Source organism: Acetobacterium carbinolicum, assembly GCF_047456275.1.
GTDB lineage: Bacteria > Bacillota > Clostridia > Eubacteriales > Eubacteriaceae > Acetobacterium > Acetobacterium carbinolicum.
Window position 1 is genome coordinate 381,515 of sequence record NZ_CP173357.1, and the last position, 25,196, is coordinate 406,710.

The 25,196-nt window shown below is 42.0% G+C and carries 16 protein-coding genes, 3 rRNA genes and 2 riboswitches; of the genes, 15 read left to right on the top strand and 4 right to left on the bottom strand.

Translation table 11 applies throughout. The features are described 5' to 3' along the window. The first annotated feature begins 17 nt into the window (after window positions 1-17). The 6 genes from ACIZ62_RS01825 to rrf all read left to right on the top strand — a co-directional run bounded on the left by ACIZ62_RS01825 (window position 18) and on the right by rrf (window position 9,307). Entirely contained in the window at window positions 18-1,562 is a 1,545-nt protein-coding gene (locus ACIZ62_RS01825) for a hypothetical protein (protein WP_111888244.1), read from the top strand. A gap of 212 nt (window positions 1,563-1,774) precedes the next feature. Continuing rightward, window positions 1,775-1,938, top strand: a riboswitch (M-box (ykoK) riboswitch). Between the two features lie 237 nt (window positions 1,939-2,175). Further along, complete coding sequence (locus ACIZ62_RS01830; protein ID WP_111888243.1) at window positions 2,176-3,105, top strand: magnesium transporter CorA family protein; 930 nt, start codon at window positions 2,176-2,178, stop codon at window positions 3,103-3,105. Window positions 3,106-3,170: 65 nt separating this feature from the next. Continuing rightward, a riboswitch (FMN riboswitch) is annotated at window positions 3,171-3,299 on the top strand. A gap of 83 nt (window positions 3,300-3,382) precedes the next feature. Further along, window positions 3,383-3,952: an ECF transporter S component gene (locus ACIZ62_RS01835; protein ID WP_111888242.1), complete on the top strand. Its 570-nt coding sequence runs from the start codon at window positions 3,383-3,385 to the stop codon at window positions 3,950-3,952. Window positions 3,953-4,499: 547 nt separating this feature from the next. Then, window positions 4,500-6,018, top strand: a 16S ribosomal RNA gene (locus ACIZ62_RS01840). Between the two features lie 211 nt (window positions 6,019-6,229). Continuing rightward, window positions 6,230-9,090 (top strand): 23S ribosomal RNA (locus tag ACIZ62_RS01845). A 100-nt stretch (window positions 9,091-9,190) separates the two neighbouring features. Beyond that, window positions 9,191-9,307, top strand: a 5S ribosomal RNA gene (gene rrf, locus ACIZ62_RS01850). Together the 16S, 23S and 5S rRNA genes form the textbook arrangement of a ribosomal RNA operon. A 448-nt stretch (window positions 9,308-9,755) precedes the next feature. Here the strand turns inward: rrf and ACIZ62_RS01855 are convergent. Continuing rightward, window positions 9,756-10,112 (bottom strand): hypothetical protein, encoded by a 357-nt coding sequence (locus ACIZ62_RS01855; RefSeq protein WP_111888241.1) that lies wholly within the window; start codon window positions 10,110-10,112, stop codon window positions 9,756-9,758. A gap of 12 nt (window positions 10,113-10,124) precedes the next feature. Continuing rightward, window positions 10,125-10,979 (bottom strand): RNA polymerase sigma factor, encoded by an 855-nt coding sequence (locus tag ACIZ62_RS01860; RefSeq protein WP_111888240.1) that lies wholly within the window; start codon window positions 10,977-10,979, stop codon window positions 10,125-10,127. 316 nt (window positions 10,980-11,295) lie between these two features. Between ACIZ62_RS01860 and ACIZ62_RS01865 the strand changes: the two genes are divergently transcribed. The 4 genes from ACIZ62_RS01865 to ACIZ62_RS01880 all read left to right on the top strand — a co-directional run bounded on the left by ACIZ62_RS01865 (window position 11,296) and on the right by ACIZ62_RS01880 (window position 15,951). After that, window positions 11,296-11,982, top strand: a complete 687-nt coding sequence (locus ACIZ62_RS01865; protein ID WP_111888239.1) for a response regulator transcription factor — start codon at window positions 11,296-11,298, stop codon at window positions 11,980-11,982. A gap of 9 nt (window positions 11,983-11,991) precedes the next feature. Continuing rightward, window positions 11,992-13,236, top strand: a complete 1,245-nt coding sequence (locus ACIZ62_RS01870; RefSeq protein ID WP_242988476.1) for a sensor histidine kinase — start codon at window positions 11,992-11,994, stop codon at window positions 13,234-13,236. Between the two features lie 67 nt (window positions 13,237-13,303). Next, on the top strand, window positions 13,304-13,987 hold the full coding sequence (locus tag ACIZ62_RS01875; protein ID WP_111888237.1) for an ABC transporter ATP-binding protein: 684 nt from the start codon (window positions 13,304-13,306) through the stop codon (window positions 13,985-13,987). Beyond that, the gene (locus ACIZ62_RS01880; RefSeq protein WP_111888236.1) at window positions 13,984-15,951 is read left to right on the top strand and encodes an ABC transporter permease; all 1,968 of its coding nucleotides are present in this window, start codon (window positions 13,984-13,986) and stop codon (window positions 15,949-15,951) included. The genes ACIZ62_RS01875 and ACIZ62_RS01880 overlap by 4 nt, the downstream gene beginning before the upstream one ends. 268 nt (window positions 15,952-16,219) lie before the next feature. Here ACIZ62_RS01880 and ACIZ62_RS01885 read toward each other — a convergent pair whose 3' ends face one another. Then, window positions 16,220-17,053: a MurR/RpiR family transcriptional regulator gene (locus tag ACIZ62_RS01885; RefSeq protein ID WP_111888235.1), complete on the bottom strand. Its 834-nt coding sequence runs from the start codon at window positions 17,051-17,053 to the stop codon at window positions 16,220-16,222. Between the two features lie 166 nt (window positions 17,054-17,219). On the opposite strand from ACIZ62_RS01885, the gene ACIZ62_RS01890 reads away from it, so the two are divergent. From ACIZ62_RS01890 to ACIZ62_RS01910, 5 genes are all read left to right on the top strand, one after another. Then, a complete protein-coding gene (locus ACIZ62_RS01890; RefSeq protein WP_111888234.1) occupies window positions 17,220-18,008 on the top strand; it encodes a sugar phosphate isomerase/epimerase family protein in 789 nt (262 codons plus the stop codon). Beyond that, window positions 17,998-19,014, top strand: a complete 1,017-nt coding sequence (locus tag ACIZ62_RS01895) for an ABC transporter substrate-binding protein (RefSeq protein ID WP_111888233.1) — start codon at window positions 17,998-18,000, stop codon at window positions 19,012-19,014. Before ACIZ62_RS01890 ends, ACIZ62_RS01895 begins: the two co-directional genes overlap by 11 nt. Window positions 19,015-19,081: 67 nt before the next feature. After that, window positions 19,082-20,800 (top strand): iron ABC transporter permease, encoded by a 1,719-nt coding sequence (locus tag ACIZ62_RS01900; RefSeq protein WP_322519650.1) that lies wholly within the window; start codon window positions 19,082-19,084, stop codon window positions 20,798-20,800. A 3-nt stretch (window positions 20,801-20,803) separates the two neighbouring features. Continuing rightward, the gene (locus ACIZ62_RS01905) at window positions 20,804-21,850 is read left to right on the top strand and encodes an ABC transporter ATP-binding protein (protein ID WP_111888231.1); all 1,047 of its coding nucleotides are present in this window, start codon (window positions 20,804-20,806) and stop codon (window positions 21,848-21,850) included. After that, the gene (locus tag ACIZ62_RS01910) at window positions 21,847-22,557 is read left to right on the top strand and encodes a phosphatase (protein ID WP_111888230.1); all 711 of its coding nucleotides are present in this window, start codon (window positions 21,847-21,849) and stop codon (window positions 22,555-22,557) included. The genes ACIZ62_RS01905 and ACIZ62_RS01910 overlap by 4 nt, the downstream gene beginning before the upstream one ends. A gap of 87 nt (window positions 22,558-22,644) precedes the next feature. Here ACIZ62_RS01910 and ACIZ62_RS01915 read toward each other — a convergent pair whose 3' ends face one another. After that, complete coding sequence (locus tag ACIZ62_RS01915; protein WP_414151123.1) at window positions 22,645-25,071, bottom strand: glycogen/starch/alpha-glucan phosphorylase; 2,427 nt, start codon at window positions 25,069-25,071, stop codon at window positions 22,645-22,647. Window positions 25,072-25,196 lie beyond the last annotated feature (125 nt).

The window sequence follows — 25,196 nt, forward strand, 5'->3', positions numbered from 1 at the left end:
ATGGAAAGGGAAAGAAAATGAATAATGAAAAATTAACTGGACGGATGTGGCAAACAGGATTGATTGCAGCATTGATTTTAATGCTGCTACCGATGGGAATTTGGGCAGAAGCAGATAATCAACTGGCAACGACGGTATCGATCGCCAGTTCACCAGCCTCGGTGACATTCAACACATCAGCAGACGAACTGGATAAGGCGGTCTATAATGCCATGAACATCGTAGTGGTGGATAGCGACGATAATAAAATTGATTTCACTAAGGACGATATTGTTCTCGACTACAATCGACAGGTTGGCACGCAAAAGATAAACGTTACCTATATCGGCGACGAAAAATATGAGACCAGTATGGCAACTGGAAACATTATTATCAATGAGGTTCCTAAGAAAGATACCCGACTGGTATTGAAAGTCAATCCGCCAGCGGTAGGTTATTCCGCTGATGCTGCGACATTAGATAAAGCGGTATATGACGATCTGGTGATTCAAGTGGTCGATGGTGATTCCAACAAGATTGAATTTTCACCGAGTGATATTACCCTGACCTTTAATCATGCGGTGGGAACGCAAAATGTTGTTGTCGCTTATAAGGGGAATTCCCAATACAATCCGAGTCAGGTTAATGCTTCAGTTCAGATTATCGGAAAGCAGGATACCAGAGTATCCATTGCTGCGAAGCCGCCAGCAGTAGCCTATACCAGTGATTCAGCAAAACTTGATTTGGCTGTTTATCAGGCATTGAGTATTGTGGTTGTTGATGCGGGAAGTAACAAAATAAATTTTACCGCAGCTGATATTGAGATGAGTTATAACCGAGCCCCCGGGAAACAGGATGTTACCGTAAAATACAAAGGAAATGATCAGTATTCGCCAAGTATGGCGACTGTCGATATAGAAATCACTGGCCAGGTCGATCCTCCGGCACCAGCTAAAGAAAATACAACCATCAATCTGGCAAAACCGCCGATTACAGTGGACTATACCAGTGACGCTGGCAAATTGGATGCTGCGGTTTATCAAGTGCTTGGAATTCAGGTGGTTGACAGCAAAAATAATGCCGTTAATTTTACAACAACGGATATTGAGCTGAGTTACAATCGCGTTGCGGGCGATCAACCGGTGACGGTAAAATATAAAGGAACCGACAAATATAACACAAGCAAGGCAACGGAAACGGTTATTATTGCAGAAAAAAAAGATAGCGCATTGGTTATTGCGGCAAATCCACCAAGTGTTGAATATGATCGTGATACAAAAAAAATGAACGACGCAGTGTATCAAGACCTTGCCATTGCAGTTGTGGATGAAAATAATAATGAAGTTAAATTTAACCGAGATGACATTGAGTTAAGTTATAAAAACGAAGTAGGTGAACAGGAAGTTATTGTCAAATATAAAGGTAACAATTATTTTAAAAGTGCTGTTGCAACAGTACGGGTAAATATAGTAGAATCAAATCCGGCTGATTCATGGATGGTTGCTGGAATTATTGGTGCCATTGTTGTTGTACTCGGCATTATTGGGGTTGTCATTTATCGAAAAAAACATAATGCTTCTTAATTAATCAGATTGGCAACAAAGAGAATAAGGATCTGTCTCAGACGGATCCTTATTAAAATATGTCAGATATAAAGCTGCTTTGTGTTTGTTGGGATAACCGTTAGGGGTCATCGCTAACAAGGTCGTAATTTACGGCATGTTAACTTAAAAATGATTGACAACAATGAGACAAAAAGATATAGTTATGGGTATAAATAGATAAAAGAACAATATGTTTCTTTTGTTAGGTGAGGCTCCTATACAGATATGGCTGCTGCCCGGAAACATCGAAAGATGCCAATGGGTCAACAGGTACTATCGACTTAAGGTTTTACTTAATGCAGTTGGGCGATGCCCTATGCTGTATAGTGCCAAAACTCAACGAATAGAGGAATCATTATTTTTGCTATGCAAAAATCTCCTCTGTTAAAGTGGAGATTTTTTTATTTATTTAGACGCCAAAGAGCCAGAAGCAAAGTAGCAAATGGTCTTTCTTTGGTGTGAATTAAAAAAAAAGGAGTGAGATAAGATGGACGCAGACCCTGGAGAGAAGCGTATTGAACAAAATGACCAAAAACTGAGCGCCCGGAATATCTTAGGGATCATGGGCTGCTCTTAATAAAGGAGGAAAGCAATGATCAAAATCTATAAAACCATTGAAGGCAAGATTCAAGAAGTTGAGTCCATTGAAAAGAACAGTTGGATCAACATGGTTAATCCAACTGAGGAAGAATTACATTTTATTACCAGAGAACTAGAAGTAGAATCTGATTTTCTCAGAGCGGCACTGGATGAAGAAGAAATTTCCCGAGTAGAGCTAGAGGATAATAATCAGGCCCTTATTACCATTGATGTTCCGGTTATTGAAAAGGATACGAAGATGGTTCTTTATACGACGATTCCAGTTGGAATTATCCAAACCGAAGAGAATATTATTACGGTATGTTTGAGAGAAAACACCCTTATTGATGATTTTGCAAAAGGTCGGGTTAAAAATGTCCACACAAATCTAAGAACCCGTTTTATCTTTCAGATTCTTTATCGGGTTGCCAGCAGATTTTTAATCTATCTGAGACATATCAATCGCATGAGTACCGACATTGAGCGACAACTTCATATTTCCCTGAAAAACAAAGAACTCATTCAGTTGCTTGATTTAGAAAAAAGTTTGGTATTCTTTTCAACATCCCTAAAAGCGAACCAGGGTGTGTTAGAAAAACTGCAACGAGGGCGTATTATTAAGCTCTATGAAGAAGATAAGGAATTGTTGGAAGACGTGCTCATTGAAGTGCAGCAGGCCATTGAGATGTCAAATATTTATGCCAATATTCTTAGCGGAACGATGGACGCATTTGCATCAATTATTTCAAATAACTTAAATATTGTGATGAAGATACTAACGTCATTGACCATTCTTATGGCCATACCGACAATGATTGCCAGTTTTTATGGGATGAACGTAGAAGGTTTGCCAGTTCCCAATTTTTGGACGATCATTCTGATTTCTGTTGCGTGTACTGGGGTTGCTGCCTTTGTTTTATTTAAGAAAAAGATGTTTAGTTAGAGTTGGCTAAAAATTATCATTGACAAAGAAATTCAACCGGGTATATAATAAATTTATAAATAAATAGTCTGTTTCAGGGCGAGGTGTAAGTCCTCACCGGTGGTGATGTGCGAAAGCAATAAGTCCACGAGCCGAAAGGCCGATCTGGTTGGAATCCAGAACCGACGGTATAGTCCGGATGAAAGAAATGGCGTACAAATTTTGCACGCAAAGCCCTTGAAAAGAAATTTTCAAGGGCTTTTAATTTACTGAACAGACAATTGAAGGAGGATTTTTTATGAAAATCAAGACAAAACAACTGACTCAGATGGCGGTATTGGCGGCAATGTCGATACTATTGGTTTCTTTAATCCGTTTTCCAATATTCCCGGCGGCCCCATTCCTGGAGTACGATCCAGCAGACATTCCCCTTCTTATTGGAACATTTATGTTTGGCCCATTAGGGGGATTGATATTAACTGCCGTGGTTAGTGTATTGCAAGGTGTAACAGTAAGTTCGTCTAGCGGTATTATTGGAATTTTAATGCATCTCTTTGCAACCGGCTCCTTTGTGATTGTTGCCGGGAATGTTTACAAAAGAAACAAAACCAGAAAAGGTGCGATAACAGGGCTTGCCCTTGGGACAGTAACAATGACAGCAACCATGGCATTATGGAATATTGCTATTACCCCTTTCTTTTTGGGAATACCGATAGAAGCTGTTCTTCCAATGATCATTCCGATTATTATTCCTTTTAATTTACTTAAAGCGGGAATAAATTCAGCCATTACCTTCGTTGTTTATAAATCAGTAAGCAAGGTATTAGGATTGGAAATACAAGAGACAAAAGTGGCAGAAAGCAAATAGATAAGTCTTCATTAATAATATAGGCTCTGGAATCAATTGATTCCAGAGCCTTTTTTAAAAGAAAGAGGTGTTATTTATTCATCAAAAACTTGCATAATAGCGGATTTGATATAAATAGCGTATTACATCAAAAAATCTGAAAAAACTTTTAGAAAAGCGTTGACAGGTTGGCCGAAAGAGCGTATACTAATGAAGTTGTCTCGTAACAGAGGCGGCGGACATTGGGCTGAAACATTGAAATGAACTTGGAATTAACGCAAAAGAATTTCAAAAAAACAGCTTGACAACATCGGGAAATGACGATACAATAGAAAAGCTTCTTCGGTCGGAAACGATTGCAGAACGGCGGTCATAGAAAAGAGAATAGTACCATAAAACCTGTAAAACAGCCGAAACATCCGCAAGGATGAATGATGGCTAAAATAGAAACAGAGAGATGTACTCTTTAAAACATTAACTCGGCAGAGGATAAAGTGCACTCGGTAGAGTATAAAACTTAAGTTTTCATGAGACAGCATTTTAAGCCTAACGGCTTTAAATACAAACTTTTATTGAGAGTTTGATCCTGGCTCAGGACGAACGCTGGCGGTATGCTTAACACATGCAAGTCGAACGAGACAAAAGAGAAGTGCTTGCACGGATCTTTTAGAAAGTGGCGAACGGGTGAGTAACGCGTGGGTAACCTACCCTATGGAAAGGAATAGCCTCGGGAAACTGGGAGTAATGCCTTATAAGATATATTTGTCGCATGGCAGATGTATTAAACGCTCCGGTGCCATAGGATGGACCCGCGTCCCATTAGCTAGTTGGTGAGATAACAGCTCACCAAGGCGACGATGGGTAACCGGTCTGAGAGGGCGAACGGTCACACTGGAACTGAGACACGGTCCAGACTCCTACGGGAGGCAGCAGTGGGGAATATTGCGCAATGGGGGAAACCCTGACGCAGCAATACCGCGTGAGTGAAGAAGGTTTTCGGATCGTAAAGCTCTGTTATTGGGGAAGAAAAAAAGACGGTACCCAAGAAGAAAGTCCCGGCTAACTACGTGCCAGCAGCCGCGGTAATACGTAGGGGACAAGCGTTGTCCGGATTTACTGGGCGTAAAGGGCACGCAGGCGGTTTTTTAAGTCAGATGTGAAAGGTACCGGCTCAACCGGTGACATGCATTTGAAACTGAAAGACTTGAGTATTGGAGAGGCAAGTGGAATTCCTAGTGTAGCGGTGAAATGCGTAGATATTAGGAGGAACACCGGTGGCGAAGGCGGCTTGCTGGACAAATACTGACGCTGAGGTGCGAAAGCGTGGGGAGCAAACAGGATTAGATACCCTGGTAGTCCACGCCGTAAACGATGAGTGCTAGGTGTTGGGGAGACTCAGTGCCGCAGCTAACGCAATAAGCACTCCGCCTGGGGAGTACGACCGCAAGGTTGAAACTCAAAGGAATTGACGGGGACCCGCACAAGCAGCGGAGCATGTGGTTTAATTCGAAGCAACGCGAAGAACCTTACCAGGTCTTGACATCCTCTGACCATCTGAGAGATCAGACTTTCCCTTCGGGGACAGAGAGACAGGTGGTGCATGGTTGTCGTCAGCTCGTGTCGTGAGATGTTGGGTTAAGTCCCGCAACGAGCGCAACCCCTGTGGTTAGTTGCCATCATTTAGTTGGGCACTCTAAGCAGACTGCCGTGGATAACACGGAGGAAGGTGGGGACGACGTCAAATCATCATGCCCCTTATGACCTGGGCTACACACGTGCTACAATGGTCTGAACAGAGGGCTGCGAAACCGCGAGGTGAAGCTAATCCCTTAAAACAGATCTCAGTTCGGATTGCAGGCTGCAACTCGCCTGCATGAAGTTGGAGTTGCTAGTAATCGCAGATCAGAATGCTGCGGTGAATGCGTTCCCGGGTCTTGTACACACCGCCCGTCACACCACGAGAGTTGGCAACACCCGAAGTCAGTGAGGCAACCGTAAGGAGCCAGCTGCCGAAGGTGGGGTCAGTAATTGGGGTGAAGTCGTAACAAGGTAGCCGTATCGGAAGGTGCGGCTGGATCACCTCCTTTCTAGGGAATACAGGAAGTCATGGTACTATTTTCTTTTGTATGACTGAGTCATACAAAAAACTGAAAAGAACACATCGGAAGATGTCTTTTTTTTAGCAGGTATATTTATCGCATGGCGATAAATGTCCCAATCGATCATTGAAAACAGCATAGTGTATAAATAAAATTTTTGAAATACAATTTCTTAACACGAAAACGTAACATCAAATAGGATCAAGAAGAAAAGAGCACAGGGTGAATGCCTTGGCAATCAGAGCCGAAGAAGGACGCGACAAGCTGCGAAAAGCTACGTGTAGGTGCACATAACCGTTAAAGCGTAGATATCCGAATGGGGAAACCCGGCTGGTAGAAGACCAGTCACTGTGACGTGAATACATAGCGTTATGGAGGGAACCTGGGGAACTGAAACATCTTAGTACCCAGAGGAAAAGAAAGAAACATCGATTCCTTTAGTAGCGGCGAGCGAACGAGGAAGAGCCCTGATTACATCAAGGCTGTATTATTAGTTGAACGACATGGGAAGGTCGGACGCAGAGGGTGAGATCCCCGTAGACGAAAATAGTATGGACGGGTAATCGACGAGTACCACGGGACACGTGTAACCCTGTGGGAAGATGGGGGGCCCACCCCCCAAGGCTAAATACTACTGATTGACCGATAGCGGAAAGTACCGTGAGGGAAAGGTGAAAAGAACCCCGGAAGGGGAGTGAAATAGAAACTGAAACCCTGTGCTTACAAGCAGCAGGAGCTAACGTGACTGCGTGCTTTTTGTAGAACGGGCCAACGAGTTACGGTATGTAGCAAGGTTAAGTACTTCAGGTACGGAGCCGTAGGGAAACCGAGTCTGAATAGGGCGACTAGTTGCATGCTGTAGACCCGAAACCGTGTGATCTATCCATGACCAGGATGAAGCTTGGGTAAAACCAAGTGGAGGTCCGAACCAGTGTCTGTTGAAAAAGGCTTGGATGAGTTGTGGATAGGGGTGAAATTCCAATCGAACACGGAGATAGCTGGTTCTCCCCGAAATAGCTTTAGGGCTAGCGTTGTAGAGAGAGTGATGGAGGTAGAGCACTGAATAGGCTAGGGGTCGTAAAGATTACTGAACCTTATCAAACTCCGAATGCCATGCACTTATATACGGCAGTCAGACTGTGTGAGATAAGTCTCATAGTCAAAAGGGAAACAGCCCAGACCATCCGCTAAGGTCCCCAAGTCCAGATTAAGTGGGAAAGGATGTGCAACTGCACAAACAACCAGGATGTTGGCTTAGAAGCAGCCACACATTTAAAGAGTGCGTAATAGCTCACTGGTCGAGTGGTTGTGCGCCGAAGATGAACGGGGCTAAAATCTGGCACCGAAGCGATGGATTATGGTACTACCATAGTGGTAGGGGAGCAATGTCTTGAGGGCGAAGCGAAACTGTAAGGTTTGGTGGACACAAGACAAGAGAGAATGTTGGCATGAGTAGCGAAAGTGAAGTGAGAATCTTCACCATCGAAAGCCCAAGGTTTCCTGAGGAAGGTTCGTCCGCTCAGGGTAAGTCGGGGCCTAAGCCGAGGCGAGCAGCGTAGGCGATGGACAACAGGTTGAAATTCCTGTACCACCTTTAATTGTTTGAGAGATGGAGTGACACAGAAGGATAAGCGAACCCAGCGGTTGGAAAAGCTGGGCCAAGCGTCAAGGCTGAGTAGGGAGGCAAATCCCCTTACTCATAAGGCCAAGGCGTGACGGGGAACGAAAAATAAGTAGGGAAGTCGCTGATTTCACGCTGTCAAGAAAAGCTTCTATTGAGAGAGAAGGTGCCCGTACCGTAAACCGACACAGGTAGGCGAGGAGAGAATCCTAAGATGAGCGGGAGAAGTGTTGTTAAGGAACTCGGCAAAATGACTCCGTAACTTCGGGAGAAGGAGTGCCCCCTTATGGGGGCCGCAGAGAAGAGGCTCAAGCGACTGTTTAGCAAAAACATAGGTCTCTGCTAAATCGAAAGATGATGTATAGGGGCTGACGCCTGCCCGGTGCTGGAAGGTTAAGAGGAGTGCTTAGCGCAAGCGAAGGTGCAAATTTAAGCCCCAGTAAACGGCGGCCGTAACTATAACGGTCCTAAGGTAGCGAAATTCCTTGTCAGGTAAGTTCTGACCCGCACGAAAGGCGTAACGATTTGAGCGCTGTCTCGACAACACACCCGGTGAAATTGTAGTACTCGTGAAGATGCGAGTTACCCGCGACAGGACGGAAAGACCCCGTAGAGCTTTACTGCAATCTGGCATTGAGTTTTGATCGTGCACGTACAGGATAGGTGGGAGACAAAGAATTTGGGACGCTAGTTTCGAAGGAGTTGCCCTTGGGATACCACCCTTGTACGATTGGAATTCTAACGAGTGGCCGTAATCCGGTCATCGGACAGTGTCAGACGGGCAGTTTGACTGGGGCGGTCGCCTCCTAAAAAGTATCGGAGGCGCCCAAAGTTACCTTCAGGATGGTTGGAAACCATCTCTTAGAGTGCAAAGGCAAAAAGGTGATTGACTGCGAGAGAGACATCTCGAGCAGAGACGAAAGTCGGGCTTAGTGATCCGGTGGTTCCGAGTGGAAGGGCCATCGCTCAACGGATAAAAGCTACCTCGGGGATAACAGGCTTATCTCCCCCAAGAGTCCACATCGACGGGGAGGTTTGGCACCTCGATGTCGGCTCGTCTCATCCTGGGGCTGAAGCAGGTCCCAAGGGTTGGGCTGTTCGCCCATTAAAGAGGCACGCGAGCTGGGTTCAGAACGTCGTGAGACAGTTCGGTCCCTATCCGTCGTGGGCGTTAGATATTTGAGAAGAGCTGTTCCTAGTACGAGAGGACCGGAACGGACAAACCACTGGTGCACCAGTTGTTCCGCCAGGAGCATAGCTGGGTAGCTAAGTTTGGAAAGGATAAGTGCTGAAGGCATCTAAGCACGAAGCCCCCTTCAAGATAAGATATCTCACCGAAAGGTTAAGGTCCCTGATAGACGATCAGGTAGATAGGCTGGATGTGGAAGTATGGCAACATATGGAGCTGACCAGTACTAATCGACCGAGGTCTTGATCCAAGATTTTATACACTATGCTGTTTCGAGTGATCGATGATCACCGAAAAGCAATTCATATAAATGCAATTATAATTAAATAGTTTTTAACTAGTCTAACTAGTTCCGTAATGATGGCGGAAGGGCCACACCTGTTCCCATACCGAACACAGAAGTAAAGTCTTCCAGCGCCGAAAGTACTTGGTGGGCAACTGCCTGGGAGGATAGGACATTGCGGGACTTTTGAATTTTTTGCCCAAATTTTGTAAAAATTTGGTATGCAGCTGAGCAGAGCGAAGCAAAGGTGCAAAAAAGAACGCAGTTGACGAGGGTTTGATCCGGACTAAGGATTAAACAAACCCGAGGAAACTACGATCAGTTAAACCGAAGCCGTGCAAAAAAATAGATATATGAATATTGATTCAAGTTTACTTGAAAATCAATGTTCATATATCTATTTTTTTATGGGGCGAAGCCCCAAACGCAGGCGTAGCACAGCGGAGACGGAGTTGCACGGATTCATTTCACGGCAGTAATTTTTAGAGCGTTTTGGAGATAAATGTATTTTCCAAGTTAGTATCGCCATCTTCGACTAGATGCTTAGCGGCGAGCTAGTTTCAGTAATTTCAAACAACCATACAGGCAATTGTCGTGTTGCAATTACCTGTACAATAATATTTCTATTAAGCTTATTCTACCTGATATTTTGTATTACAGGTTTTACAGCTGATTTCATATTTATATGAAGCAAGGTTCTTTTCCAGAATTGTTGCTAACGGAGATTTGTCTTCAGGACAACATAGACGATTCTTTATGGTAATCAATGATTGTTCACTACTGGTTTGCTCCGTACTTTGACGTTCAAATACGAGATGGACACTTCCGCAGTTTCCGCATTTGCATCGATAGTCGAATCGAAAAAGGTCATAAGTTACATAACACAGATAACCAATCGTCTTGTTGCAACCCTCACAATAGATCCAGCCACCGTAAGTATTGGCCAGTCGTGTGTTTATCAACTCTTTATATGCTGGTATTCTTGCCATAACGGTGTTCCATTATGCCTGACCCATGATGGTCGCCATGTTTTCAGAGAATAGTATATTTTGCAGAAAATCCTTGGTATTCTGGGGAGAACGATAGCTGGGCAATTTGGCAAAGATTGCCGATTCCATATCCATTTCTTCCATAGCTGCCAAATAATCTAACGCGACATCTTCATCCACTTTTTCAAGTTGATGGTACTCTAAATTGGCTGGATTTAAGCGGTGATTTGTGATGGCATAGCCGATTCGCTTTTGACAATTGCATTTTTCTGGTGAAGCAAGACCGCAATACTGCTTCAGAAAACCAGCCATTTTTTGACGAATTCGGGATAAACGCTGGCGGTATGCTTCCGGGGTAATTCTCAGAATCTCCCCACAAACCTTGCTGTCCACTTTAAACATGATGCCCAGGACATAGATCAGACGACTTTCCGGGTCAAAACACTGGAGCATCACGTTAGTACAGGACATTTTAAGTTCATGGGTTAAAATTTCCTCATCGACGCCATTCATCATACCCGGATTATTTCTCAAAAATCCGGCCTCAATGTCCGCCCCATAAAACTCAAAGCTAAGTGGTGGTTGTTTTGCAAAAAATGAATTTTTGTAGTTCAGCAGGTAATTGGTTGCGATGCGATACACCCAAGTAGAAAACGCACTCTCTTTCCGGAAAGAGGACAAGCCCGTCATTGTCTTGATTAAGATTTCCTGGGTGGCGTCCTCCGCATCATGGGGATTGCCGAGCATCCGTAATGACAGATTATACACCATGTCCTGCACACTGCCGAGCAGGAGTTCCAATGCCTGTTTGTCACCATTAAGGGCTAATTCAATTTTCTCATTTGCGTCATCGGTTTTGTTATTCATATTAATCTCCATTCTATGTAATTTTGCATTATACTAAATTAGACAATAGTTGATCATGGGTTGTGACAGAAATTTTTAACTTTTTTTATTCGCCTGGATTTAATTATAGGCTTTTATTTTAATGATTTTTTACTTCATTTGCAAGGAAAAAGCTAAGGGTTACCCTCAATAAAAGAACCGCTTGCATCCAAGCGAATACCGAAATATACTGTAAGAGGATAATTTAGTTTGCGTGGTTCGTGCTCACCAAACCTAAAGCAAAAATTAATAAAGGTTTTTAAATTCATAAATACATCGCTAAAAGAGAGGGACAATCATGAATAATATTCTACTGGTGGAGGATGATTTAAGTCTGATTGACGGACTAGTGTTTTCTTTAAATAAAAACGGATTTCAGGTTGAGGTTGTCAGAACTGTCAAAGCGGCGCTAGTCCAACTATCAACAACTCAATATGATCTTTTGCTGCTTGATCTGACATTACCGGATGGAACCGGATTTGAGATATGCAGGCACGTCAGGCAAGCGTCAACGGTTCCCATTATCTTTCTGACTGCATCAGATGAAGAAGTGAATGTTGTAATGGCCCTCGATATGGGTGGGGATGATTACATCACCAAACCCTTTAAATTGAATGAACTTATTTCTCGAATCAATGCCTTGTTTCGGCGGGCAAAACTATCAGCGACTTCCGGTAAAGAGTTAAAATCCAATGGCATCGTCATAAAACTCGATGAAAACAAGGTTATGAAAGAAAATCGGCTGGTTGAACTCACAGGTTCTGAATACCGGCTGTTATGCTTATTGATGCAAAACCCAAATATGATTTTAACCAGAACGCTAATGCTGGATCGACTTTGGGATGAAAGTGGCAGTTTTGTAGATGATAACACATTATCCGTCTATGTTCGCAGATTACGGAACAAAATTGAAGATAATCCTCAAAAACCGGTATGCTTATTAACGGTGAGAGGTATCGGATACAAATGGAATCACCAGAAGTGAGGAATGAAAATGTTAGGTTCAAACGATAATAATTTAAAGCAACAGGCAGTCATTACCATACTTATTTTGTTGGGAATGATCATAACGATGCAGATTGTCGTTATGCAGATGACAGAATCGTATAAAGAAAACATGATGACACACGATGCTGAGATAGCTGGACATTTGCTTAGCCATGGCGTGAATACGCATCAAATTAGGATGGCGTTCACTGACCAGAAAGTCGATGAAGCGGTAATTAATGGGGCAGCACTGTTAAAAACAGCCGGCTACCAAGAAGGTATGGCTAACAGCTTATTGCCGAAAGTCGATCAATTTTATCAAAAATATGCGGTCATTATGTTGGTTTTTACTTCAGTGTTTTCCTTGTTTCTACTGGCGGTATTTTATTTTTTTGCATTCCAACGAAATAAAAAGCTTGAAGATGCCGGTAAGAAAATTCAACGTTTTATGGATGGTGATGCATCGATTCGTCTGAACGATGGCGGCGAAGACGAGCTTTCTGTTTTTTTTTCTAAAGTGAATACGATGGCAACAGCTCTGACAGTCCACATTGAAAAAGAAAAGCATCACCGGATTTTCTTAAAAGAAACAATTTCTGATATTTCTCATCAATTAAAGACACCACTGGCGGCATTACAAATGTACAACGAGATTATTCTGGATGAAAAAACGGGCAACAAGGTAGTTGAAGATTTTGTGCAAAAAAGTCAGCGTGAACTGTTACGGATGGAGAACCTGATTCAAAATCTGTTGAAGCTGGCAAAGATTGATGCCGGCACTATTGTTCTGGAAAAAAACAGTCGCGAATTAAAGCCATTTTTGGAGGAATGCAGAATTGTGTTAATGACTCGAGCGGAACGTGAAAATAAAAAGATAAATCTTGTCTGTGACCCATCCATCAGGATGAGCTTTGACGAAATCTGGCTGGGCGAGGCACTGGAGAATATCATTAAGAATGCCCTTGACCATACCAAAGAAACCGATCAAATTGAAATATGCGGTGTGGAAAACAGTCTGTTAATTGAAATTACGATTAAAGATAATGGTGCTGGCATCGATCCGGAAGATATTCATCATATTTTTGAACGTTTTTATCGAAGTCGTTACTCAAAAGACCATCAGGGGATTGGCATCGGCCTGGCGCTTTCAAAAACGATTATTGAAAAGCATGGTGGCACCATCACCGTCTACAGCGAATTGGGCAAAGGCACAGTGTTTCATGTGATCTTTCCGAAACTTACAAATTTGTAAGAATGGATTCACGTGGGAGTCATGTGAGCATGCTATCATTTCAATAAAGAAAGGTGAGGTGTGAATAGTGAATATTTTATCAACGCTTAATTTGTGCAAAACATATGGTAAAGGTGATACAAAGGTAGCGGCATTGAATAATGTGTCGATTTCCGTGTCAAAAGGGGAGTTTGTATCGGTCATTGGACCATCGGGCTCAGGGAAGAGTACGCTGCTTAATATGGTTGGAGCCCTGGATCAGCCTACAACCGGAACGGTGACGATTGATGGCAAAGAGATTCATAAAATGAAGGAAGAGGAGCTTTCGATATTTCGGCGTCGCAACATTGGCTTTATTTTTCAGGCGTTTAATCTGATTCCTGAATTAAATGTCGAAGAAAATATGGTGTTGCCGATCTTGCTGGATTATCAAAAACCTGACAAGCACTACATTAATGAATTATTGGGCATCTTGGGGCTAGCAGAAAGAAAACAGCATCTGCCCAGCCAACTTTCGGGCGGTCAGCAACAACGGGTGGCAATCGGCCGGGCACTTGCTACCAAACCGGCGATTATTCTGGCTGATGAGCCAACCGGTAACTTGGACAGTAAAAATAGTCAGGATGTGATGAATTTACTCAAGTTGTCGGTAGACCAGTATAACCAGACGGTGATTATGATTACCCATAATCACAATTATGCATCCTTTGCGGATCGTGTATTTCAGGTAAATGATGGAATGGTCAGAGAACTTGGTGAGGGCAAAAGATGAGAAATTATCTTGATTTAGCACCCAAGTATTTGGCTGGATATAAAAATAAAACCCGGTTAACGATTTTTAGCGTCGTCATGGCGGTGGCACTGGTCGTTGGAATATTCTCGATGCTGGATGCCCTGGTAAAGTTTGAAACAGCACAGGTATTAAAAAGCGAAGGCAATTATCATATTCTCGTTCGTGATCCGACGCAAAATGAGATGGATATCATTGGAAGTCGAATCGACGTGGAAAATTCAGGGCTTTTAAAAGATCTGGGAGAGGGCAAAACTAATGATGAGATTTGTGCCTTGGGATATATAAGTGAAAATTTCGCCAGCAATTTAAATATCGACCTGATTGAAGGTAAGATGCCAAGAAATGATCATGAAGTCGTGCTTGAAAAATGGTACCTGGATCAACAGGTCTTAAATAGCGGCGACACGATAAAGATCACCCGATCTGACGGGACGGCCGAAGATTATGTGATCAGCGGTGTCATTAACGACTGGGGTGCCACCAAGGCCGCTGCGATTCCTTTTGTTTTTGTCTCAACGGAAACGGCAGAGAAACTGACTGTGGTAACCAGTCAATATTTTGTGCTGTTTAAGGCGGGGGTGAATATTTCGAATGCCGAAAAAGAAATAGTCACCGTTTTGAATATTCCCGAAGAGCGGATGGGTTACAATGAAGGTCTTCTGGCGCTGATGCTGGAAACTAAAAACAACCGGGTCTTAACCTTTTACCTCATTGGAGCGGTACTGTTCGGTTTGGTACTGGTTACCGCAGTCGTGATGATCTACAATACCTTTAATATATCGGTGATTGATCGGGTTCGACAATTTGGATTACTGCGGTGTATTGGTGCTTCAAAAAAACAAATCAGGCGAATGGTAAGAAGAGAAAGCTTGATTATTTCGCTGAAGGCCATCCCTTTAGGGGTACTGGCTGGAATGCTGCTAACCTTTGTCTGCTCGGCGGTACTAAAAATTTACAACCCTCAGCTCTTTGGTGATATTTCAATTATAAATATCAGTGCCATTGGCATCGGAGCAGGGACATTGACCGGTTTTCTGACGGTTTTTATGGCTTCCATGTTGCCTGCCAAAAAAGCTGCAAAGGTTTCGCCAGTCAATGCCGTTACCGGAAGTGCCGATCTGAAAATTTCGATCAGGCAGAAATGTGGTTTGCTCACCAGACTATTACCAGTTGAAATTGCAATGGGTGTGAACAACGCGGTGAGTAAAAAACGAACGCTAATCCTGATGACCAGCTCGATTGCCATCAGTATTATTTTATTCTTGGGATTCAGTGTTCTGGTCAATCCTGTTTTTATGGGGATAAAAACGGACAACCATGATACCGCGGATCTGACCCTAACATCGGAGCAGAGGATTTCGCCTGAATTATGGCAAGAATTATCCCAGTTGGACGGCCTTGAAATTATCGGGAATCCAACTGAGCATGCGATTGATCTCCAGCTGCGTGACAAAAATGACAACCAGAAAGTGGATGAAGTTAAGACAATGATTGATGAGACGATTACCCTGCACGATAAACGACAGATGAATGCCGAAGCAAACAATGCCTTTATGACCATCGCCGTTTTTATTTATGGATTTGTGACAGTCATCGCATTAATCAGTATTTTAAACATGATCAATACTATGAATACCAGTGTCGTGTCAAGAACCAAATATCTGGCGATGCTCCGGGCCGTGGGTATGTCAGATAAGCAACTTAATAAAATGATTCTGACGCAGTCAATTGCCTATAGCGTGACTGGTTGTATCATGGGTTGTATTTGTGGTGTGCTACTTCAAAAGAAACTGCTTGATTTTCTTGCTGCGGACTGGTCTTTTCCGTTATATCAGATCGTTGGGATAGCAGTCATTTGTATCATGACGGCAGCTTTATCAGTCATTGGTCCACTAAAGAAAATTAAGAAGCTGGGGATTTCAGAAGCGATGGCATCGATATAAGCTTTAAAAGCTGATGATAACGACTACGAATCCAATAACAAAGGAAACCCTCAATTTGATTTAACCGAAATCATGTAGATCCGCGGCAACAGAAACTTCATCATATCCCCTGGCATGTAATTGTCATTTTGAAACAACCCACTGCAGTAAAGTTTATTTCTAACTGATACAATAACACAAGTTTTCGCTGTGAACTGTATCTGCGGATACAGTTCACGACAATTAAAAAAATGTGACAGAAATTTTGGCATTGTACCGCTCAGAAGGATTATCGTTTAATTAAGTTTTGATAATTTGCGCGAAGCGTGGAGAGTTTTTCTAAATGCTCCAGTGAATGCTCAGAATGCGATGCGATTTCAAGGATTAAGGCATCGACGACAGACATTGGGGCAGTCATGGAGTGATACTCAGTGGGATCACCGCGATGACTATATAAAAAAGCCTGACATTGATAATGAAGATGCATCGATAAAAGATCGGTAAAGAGAATCAGATCAAAATTGATTCGTTCTTTTTCACTAAAAATAATATCGGTTTCGGCAAGGACACGACCATAGGAAAAAACAATGACTAAGTCAGTGGGCTCAAAATTATTGATGGTTTCATAAATTGCCGAACCACCATCGATGAGAATGAACTCAATATTCAGACGCTTTAATCGATAGCGGAGAATATAAGCGATACCAAGCGAAGCATCAGGGGCAAAGACATAAATGCGGTCATGGTAAAGGAACAGCTCAGCCGCAGCTTCAATGGCTTCATCCGTGAGTTGAAACAAGGTATGTTCAATCGATTCAATATTCTTTAAAAAAACGTTTTGGACGTTGCTATCGGTTTCTTTCATTTTTTCCAGGGTGGTCCGTACCTTTGAAGCCGGTGTTTGACCGGTCTGCTGAAGCATCGTTTTCTGAAAATGACGAATATTTTTAAAACCGATTTTTTTCCAGAAGCGACTAATGGTGGCGTTACTCACACTAATTTTTTTTGCGATCGCTTCAGAGCTTTCATAATAAACATTAGGGCTGCTTTTTAATAAGTAGTCCAGGATTAAATGGTCTTTTTTTGACAATAATTGTCGATCGATTTGACTGAGTTCAATCATACGATTCCTCCAGAATTTTTCTTTATTATAACATTTAAAATCAAAAATGCAATATAATTTTCAATAAATGCAGCATGAAAATAAATTAACATATTGTTAATTCGCATTTAACGGGTTGTTAATATAATTAAGATAGACTTGCTTTGAAATAGGAAAGGAGGTCGGTATGAAGAATCTCTATGTATCGTCGAATTTTTTCTTTAATACTGATTTAGAAACGATGATGAATAAGACGAAGCGCTATGGTTTTTCCGGCATTGAAGTTTGGGCCCAACAATTTGATTTGTCGCGATATTCACGAAAAGAATGCCGCACATTATCAGATCAATACGGATTAAAGAATTTTGTTCATGCCAAGAGTTGGGATCTTAACTTTGCTTCATTAAATCAGAACATCCGGAACACATCCATTGAAGAAATCAAACGATCGATTGATTTAGCGGATGCATTGGCGATATCAGAAGTCACGGTGCATCCGCCCCAAATGACCTTGGTGGGAGATCGTGATCGAAGTTTGCGATTGGGTAGAAATAGCTTGGCAGAAATTGTATCGTATGGTGAAAGCAAGAATATTGATGTTTCCATTGAGCTAATGGAAAAATTGCCCCATGAGCTGGTGACTTCTTATGAAGAATTTACTGAGCTTGCGGATGGTTTTATTGATCAGCTGAAAGTCACCATTGACATTGCACATTGTGACAGCCTGGAGGAGTTTGAGCACTACTTTGATGTATTTGATAATATCTCAAAAATTCATCTTAGCAATCGCAAAGGAAACGTCTTGCATACACCACTATATGAGGGTGATTATGATTTCAGTAGTTGCTTTGATACGATTTTAAAAAAGAACCTTCCAATTGTTCTGGAAGGGTTTGACGCTAGACCGGGTTTAATGCAGGTAAAGAAAGAAGTATCCTATATAAAAAAAATTATGGAGGAAAACAATGGTTTTTAAACGAAGAATAATGGTGATGGCACTGGTTTTAATTAGTTTGATGACTTTAACAGGGTGTCAGGAAAGTGTGGCAAAAACTGAGACGATCAAACAAGAGGGAAGCTTAACGATTTATACGTCGATGCCGGATGCCGATATTCAGGTATTATCCGAAGCCTTTAATAAAACGTATCCAGATGTCGAAGTCAGTGTTTTTAGAAGCGGAACGGAAGAAGTGGTCAGTAAAATAATGGCGGAAAAAGAAGTTGGTAACATCAGCGCCGATGTGCTTTTAATTGCCGATGCCGGAACCTTTGAAACCCTAAAAAATGAAGATCTTTTAATGAGCTATAAATCTAAAGAATTACAGGGCATCAGTAAGGAATACTATGATGAAGCGAACACCTACACCGGAACAAAGATTATTTCTACGGGTATTATTATCAATACGGATTTAGTTAAGCAAGAGGTGAAGGGATATCAGGATCTTTTAGCCCCATCATTTAAGGATCAGCTAATCATGCCGAGCCCATTGTATTCAGGCGCCGCGGCTTATAATCTGGGGGTTTTGACTCGGACAGATGGCATTGGCTGGGCATACTATGAAGGACTAAAAGATAATGGCGTGACTGTCGATAAAGGAAACGGAGCGGTTCAAAAGGCCGTCGTTGGGGGAGAGAAAAGTGCCGGTATTATTGTTGATTATATGGCCATTCGCTCCAAGGCTGATGGTGCACCGGTTGAATTTGTCTATCCCGAAGATGGATCACTTATTATTACCGAGCCAATCGGGATTTTAAAAGCGAGCAAAAATCCGGAAATAGCAAAGTTATTTGTCGACTATGCATTATCGGAGGCTGGCCAGGAAGTGGTATCACAAATTGGTTATACACCGATAAAAGAAGGTGTTTCAGCTCCGGAAGGATTTAAAACAGTGGGTGAATTGACCAATCTGACTTATGATTTGAGTGTGCTGGCAGAGAATCGAGATGCCGATAAAGAAAAATTTACAGCATTGTTTCAATAAAGCTTTTAACTTTAAAACTTCAACGTCGCGAATCCGGCGTTGAAGTTTTTATCAGAATGGAGTCAACATGCATACAAAAAAAATAACGTATCAAAGGATTGGGACGGCTCTTTTTTTTGGTGGGCTGGGCTTTTTATTGATACTACCCTTAATGCTGTTATTTTTACGCAGCTTTTCGACAGAAAGCAGTTCAATTTTTTTAAACTACGTGAGTCTGTTAGCTGAGCCGCGAACAGTAAGTGCGATCAAAAATACGATTATTATTGGGATCGGTGCCACGATTATTTCGGTAGGTTTAGGTGGTATACTCGCATTTTTGATGGCATATACAAATATTAAGCGTAAGAAATTGATCCAAACAATGATTATGGCCCAGTTTATCATTCCATCCTATGTGATTACTCTGGCTTGGAGCCAGCTCTTTCAAAAAACCGGAGTGATTAATCAATTTCTTGAAAAGATACGGCTTCCGATGGTTGATATTTATACCATTGGTGGAATTGTTTTTGTCTTGGGACTTTGCAATTTACCGCTTGTATATACTCTAACACTCAGTATGTTTCGAAAAGTACCAAGAGATTTGGAATGGGCCGGACGAATATCTGGATGTACCCAATGGCAGACAATGATAAAGATTAATCTGCCGCAGGTGTTGCCAGCATTAATTGGGGGAGGGATTTTAGCGTTTTTGGCCGCACTGGATAATTTTTCGGTGCCCGCTTTTCTGGGGATCTCCTCAGGAATTCCGGTTTTGAGTACCTATATTTATGAAAAAGCCATTAGCTTTGGTCCCAGTGCCTTTACACAAGCAGCAACCTTAGCCGTGATGCTGGCAATTATTTCAATGGTCGGCACCATTATTCAAGGAAGGTTGATTAAAAAAAGTTCAGGAATGGACAGCATTAAAGAAGATTTTAGTGAGCGAATCCTTTTTACTAAAACAAAGCGCCGCATTTTAGAATGGACAATTATTTCTGTTTTAGGGATGATCACAGTTATTCCGCTGGTTAGCATGATGATTTCGTCGGTGCAAAAATACTATGGGGCCAGTTTTGAAATCAAAAATTTTACCTTCAGCGCCTTTGAATTTGTGTTTACCAATGCGGCAGTGGCCTCAGCCGTAAAAAATAGTATTGTCTTTGCCGGTGTGGCCTGTTTGATCTGCGTTTTCCTGGGCACCGCCATCGGCTATTTAAAAGCCCGAAATAATGCTTTGTCAGTGAAACTAGTTGAGCTGGGAGCGACACTCAATTATGCGGTACCAGGTATCGTGTTGGCACTGGCTATGATCTTTTGCTTTGGTAAATTTCCAAATGTGTATAATACATCAAAAATTATTATTATTGCCTATGTATTTAGGTATCTGATTATCCAGATTAAAGGCAGTGCGACTGCTGTTCTGACAGTGGAGGCGTCCCTTGAGGAAGCGGCATTGATTTCCGGCACAGGAATTATAAGAAGATGGACGGACGTTTTGATCCCGCTGATTCGCCAACCGATTTTAATGAGTTCGTTTTTTATTTTTAACTCGGCTCTCACTGAATTGACGTTGTCCTCAATGCTGTCAGCAGCAGGGACGAAGACGATTGGCTTGACTATTTTTAATTTACAGCAGGCGGGGTCTTATAATCTGGCCGCAACAATGTCAACGGTTCTGGTTTTATTGATACTGGCAGGCTATTTATTGATTTGGATGATGCAGCGAGCCAGTCGTAAAAAGGCAGCAAAACAAGTCGCTGCTGAAAAAGTACTAACAAAGATAATTAACCCCTGTCTGGAGGAATAGAAGATGAGCTTGACTATACAAAATTTAAGTAAAACATACGGTAAAAATAAGGCCCTGGATAATATCAACCTTGACATCAATAAAGGCGAATTTATCGCCATACTCGGGCCATCAGGCTGTGGTAAAACCACATTACTTCGGATTATAGCCGGTTTTATTTCGCCGGATCAGGGAAAAATTTGCCTGGATCAAACCGTATTGACGGAAAATCAATGGAGTTTACCCGTTGAAAAAAGAAATTTGGGCATGGTGTTTCAGTCCTTTGCCTTATGGCCGCACTTGACGGTTCGGGAACATATTAAATTTCCCTTGCAAAGCCGGCGCAACAAGGCCCTTTCGGCGGACAAAAAAAAGGAATTATTCAAAAAAGCTGTACAGAGCACCGGGTTAGAGCCATATATTAATCGGCTTCCCGGCGAACTGTCAGGGGGACAGAAACAAAGAGTCGCGCTGGCCAGGGCGATTGTTGAATTACCGCCTGTATTACTGATGGATGAGCCGCTCAGTTCTTTAGATGCGGAATTAAAAATCAATATGCGCAGAGAAATAAAAGAAATCCATCAATTAACCGGTTCAACCATTGTCTATGTGACCCATGATCAAAACGAAGCCCTGGCGATGGCTGATCGGATTATTATTATGAAAGATGGAAAAATTGAGCAAATGGATACACCGGAAAAGATTTATAATCAGCCGAAAACAGAGTTTGTTGCGCGTTTTGTCAGTAAAAGCAATATCTTAAGTGGAAAATGGGATAGTGGTCGTTTTTATTGTACGGATCATGATTGTGAATTTGAAGGAGATGGGGTGGATCATTATTTTGTGACCCATAATATTTATCCGATTCGCCCTGAAGAAATGGAAATTAAACCCATCCATCAAAAAAACGAAGGCATCATCGGAACGATTCAGGATAAACAATATAATGGGCGCGAGATTCATTATATCGTAAAAAGCGTATCAGGATTTTTAAATGTTTACGCAAATAAGGATGAAGGTTTTAAAATAAATGATCAGGTATGTCTGATTAAGAAGGAAACGACTCAATGAAACTGCTAATGGATTTACATACCCATACAATTGCCAGCGGTCACGCTTACAGTACCTTAAAAGAAAATATTGATGAAGCGAAAAATAAAGGTCTAAAGATCCTTGGAACCAGTGATCATTCTTATACCATGCCGGGGGCTCCAGAACCTTTTTTTTTCGAAAATTATAAAACAATCAATCAAGAGATAAATGGTCTTCGAATTCTAAAAGGAGTTGAAGCGAATATCCTGGATTACGATGGAAAAATTGATGTCTCAGATAAAATGATACATAATGTGGATTATGTGATTGCCAGTCTTCACTCCCACTGTATAAAGTCAGGCTCAAAAGAAGAAAATACCGATGCGATAATTGGAGCAATGCATAATCCGGCGGTAAAAATCATTGGTCATCCTGATGATGGGCGGTTTCCGCTAAATTATTGGCGGCTAGTACAGGCGGCAAAAAAATCAGGTGTGATTCTGGAGCTGAACAATGCTTCGTTAATGAAAACGTCAGCTCGAACAAATACGGAGATCAATATGATAGCGTTAATAAAATTAATTAAAAAAAACAACATACCGGTGATTCTTGGTAGTGATAGTCATATTTATTATAATGTGGGACGTTTTAATGAAATAATAAAACTGATTCAGGAGCAGGGATTACCGGAAGAATTAATCATTAATTGCAGTATCAAACAACTCGAAGAAAAGCTGCAAAAATAACCGTTTGCAAAATAGAAAACCCGTAATAATGAAAGCCCGGCCGGATTTAACCCGGACCGGGCTTTCATTAAAAGGAGGGTGTGTTATCTACAGTGTCTTCCAAATATTTTTCTGATAGTCCAGAATCGCACGATCGCTGGAAAATAGACCGGAGTAGGCCACGTTGCTAAGGGACATTTCAAACCATTTGTTTTGGTCTTTAAATAGTTCATTGATACGGTCTTGTGCTTTTGTATACGCGTCAAAGTCTTTTAAGACGAAGTAGGTATCGTTATACAAAAGCAGCGCGTCATAGATACTTTGAAAATTGTCTAAATGGCCAAAGGTGCCATCGATGAGCTGACGCATTATTTTTTGTATGCGAGGATCGTTTTCATGAATCTGAACAGAACTGTAACCACCATATTTTTGGTAATGCGTGACCTCGTCAGCGGAGAGTCCAAAGGTAATAATATTGTGCTTGCCGACGGCTTCATGGATTTCAATGTTGGCGCCGTCCATGGTTCCCAAGGTAATGGCACCATTCATCATAAACTTCATATTACCAGTACCAGAAGCTTCTTTGCCGGCGGTTGAGATCTGCTCGGAAATATTGGCAGCAGGATAGATAATCTCACCCAGGGTTACGTTAAAGTTGGCCAGAAAGACCACTTTGATCTGATCACGGATACCGTTATCTTTATTGATGAGATCGGCAATATAATTAATCAGCTTAATAACTTCTTTGGCAAAATAGTATCCCGGAGCCGCTTTACCGGCAAAGATAAAGGTTCGCGGAACAATATCAATATGGGGGTTTGCTTTTAAGTAATTGTATAAGTGGAGAATCTGCAAGGCATTCAGGAGCTGCCGTTTGTATTCGTGGATTCGCTTAACTTGAATGTCGAAAATGGAATCCGGGTTGATCGTGATATGATTATGCTCCTTAATATAATTTGACAAATTGATTTTATTATCCAATTTGATTTGATTAAACTGATCGATAAACGGCGGATCATTCTGATAATTCATTAGCTTCTCAAGAGCAAAAAGGTTGTTGATCCAATCCGTGCCAATGGATTCAGTGATTAAGTCTCTTAAACCGGTGTTGTTATTAATCAGAAAGCGCCGGGGAGTGACCCCATTTGTGACGGAATGGAAACGTTCTGGGAATAATTGATAATAGCCATTGAAGGTTTCTTCTTTTAAAATTTTGCTATGGAGCTCGGCCACGCCATTAACCGAGTGGCTACAGATAATGGCCAGATTAGCCATGTTAACTTGGTTATCCTGAATGATTGATAAGGCATTTATTTGCAGTTCATTGAGTCCCGGTTCTAATCGCAAGTCTTCCTGAAATTGTCGGTTGATTTCTTCGATAATCATGTAGATTCGCGGCAACAGAAACTTCATCATATCCGCCGGCCATTTTTCCAGCGCTTCCGGAAGAACCGTATGGTTGGTAAAAGTCAGGGAGTTAACGGTGATTTTCCAGGCATCGCCCCAGCTTAAACCTTCTTCATCCATAAAAATACGCATCATCTCAGGGCCACACAGGGCGGGATGGGTATCGTTGATATGGATACATATCTTGTCGGCAAATTCATCCAGACAATCGTTATTATAGCGCTTGAAGCGGGTAATCATTCGTTTTAAACCGGCACAGACAAAAAAATATTCCTGTTTCAGGCGCAGTTGCTTGCCATCGAATTGACTATCATTGGGATATAAAATCTGGGTAATCGCCTCGGCCTCGGATTTATGTCGAACGGCGTCGAGAAACTGGCCCTCATTGAAGCTGGGCAAATCAAATTCTTCGACGGGTTCGGCGCTCCATAGCCTTAGTGAATTCACGGTATTGTTGTGATAGCCTTTTACGGGAATATCATAGGGCACCGCTAAAATCGGTTCATAATCCTCAAGAACAAAGGTCAGTACACCATCTATTCGCTCAGAACGAAGATGACCGTAAAACTTAACGACAACCGATTCGTGGGGTTTTTTAATTTCAAAGGGATAGCCATGGCGCAACCAGTTGTCGGCGACTTCAACCTGTTCGCCGTTAATAATTTTCTGCTCAAAAAGACCATGCTTATAATGGATGCCATTGCCATGAAAGGGCAGTCCCAGGGTGGCAGAAGACTCTAAAAAACAGGCCATTAGCCGTCCCAAACCGCCATTGCCCAGGCCGGGATCAGCTTCCTGACTGAGAATAGTCTGATAATTCAAACCTAACTCAGCCATGGCAATTCTGACGGTTTCCTCCATCCCCAGACTATTGACATAGGATTTTAACAGCCGACCAATTAAAAATTCGATCGAGAACAGGTAGACTCGCTTGTGGGGAACCTCGTCGTATTGAGATCTTGTTTTAGCCCATTGGGAAGCTGTTTTATCCATAACGATTTCAGCGAGAGCCTGGTACTGATCGAGCACCGATGACTCAGCAAGATATTCACCAGAAACTTCCTGGATTTTTTTTATATATGAAGATTTGAAATCTTCAATTTCTTGTAGGCGTTGTGATGGTTTCATGAGGCTTCCTTTCAACAAACTTGTTTTAAAGAATCAGAAAATAAATTAAAGTAGTGGTCACAACTTTTTTACCCCATATTTCCAAGATAAAACAAAAAAGATTGCGGATAACCGCAATCCTTTGA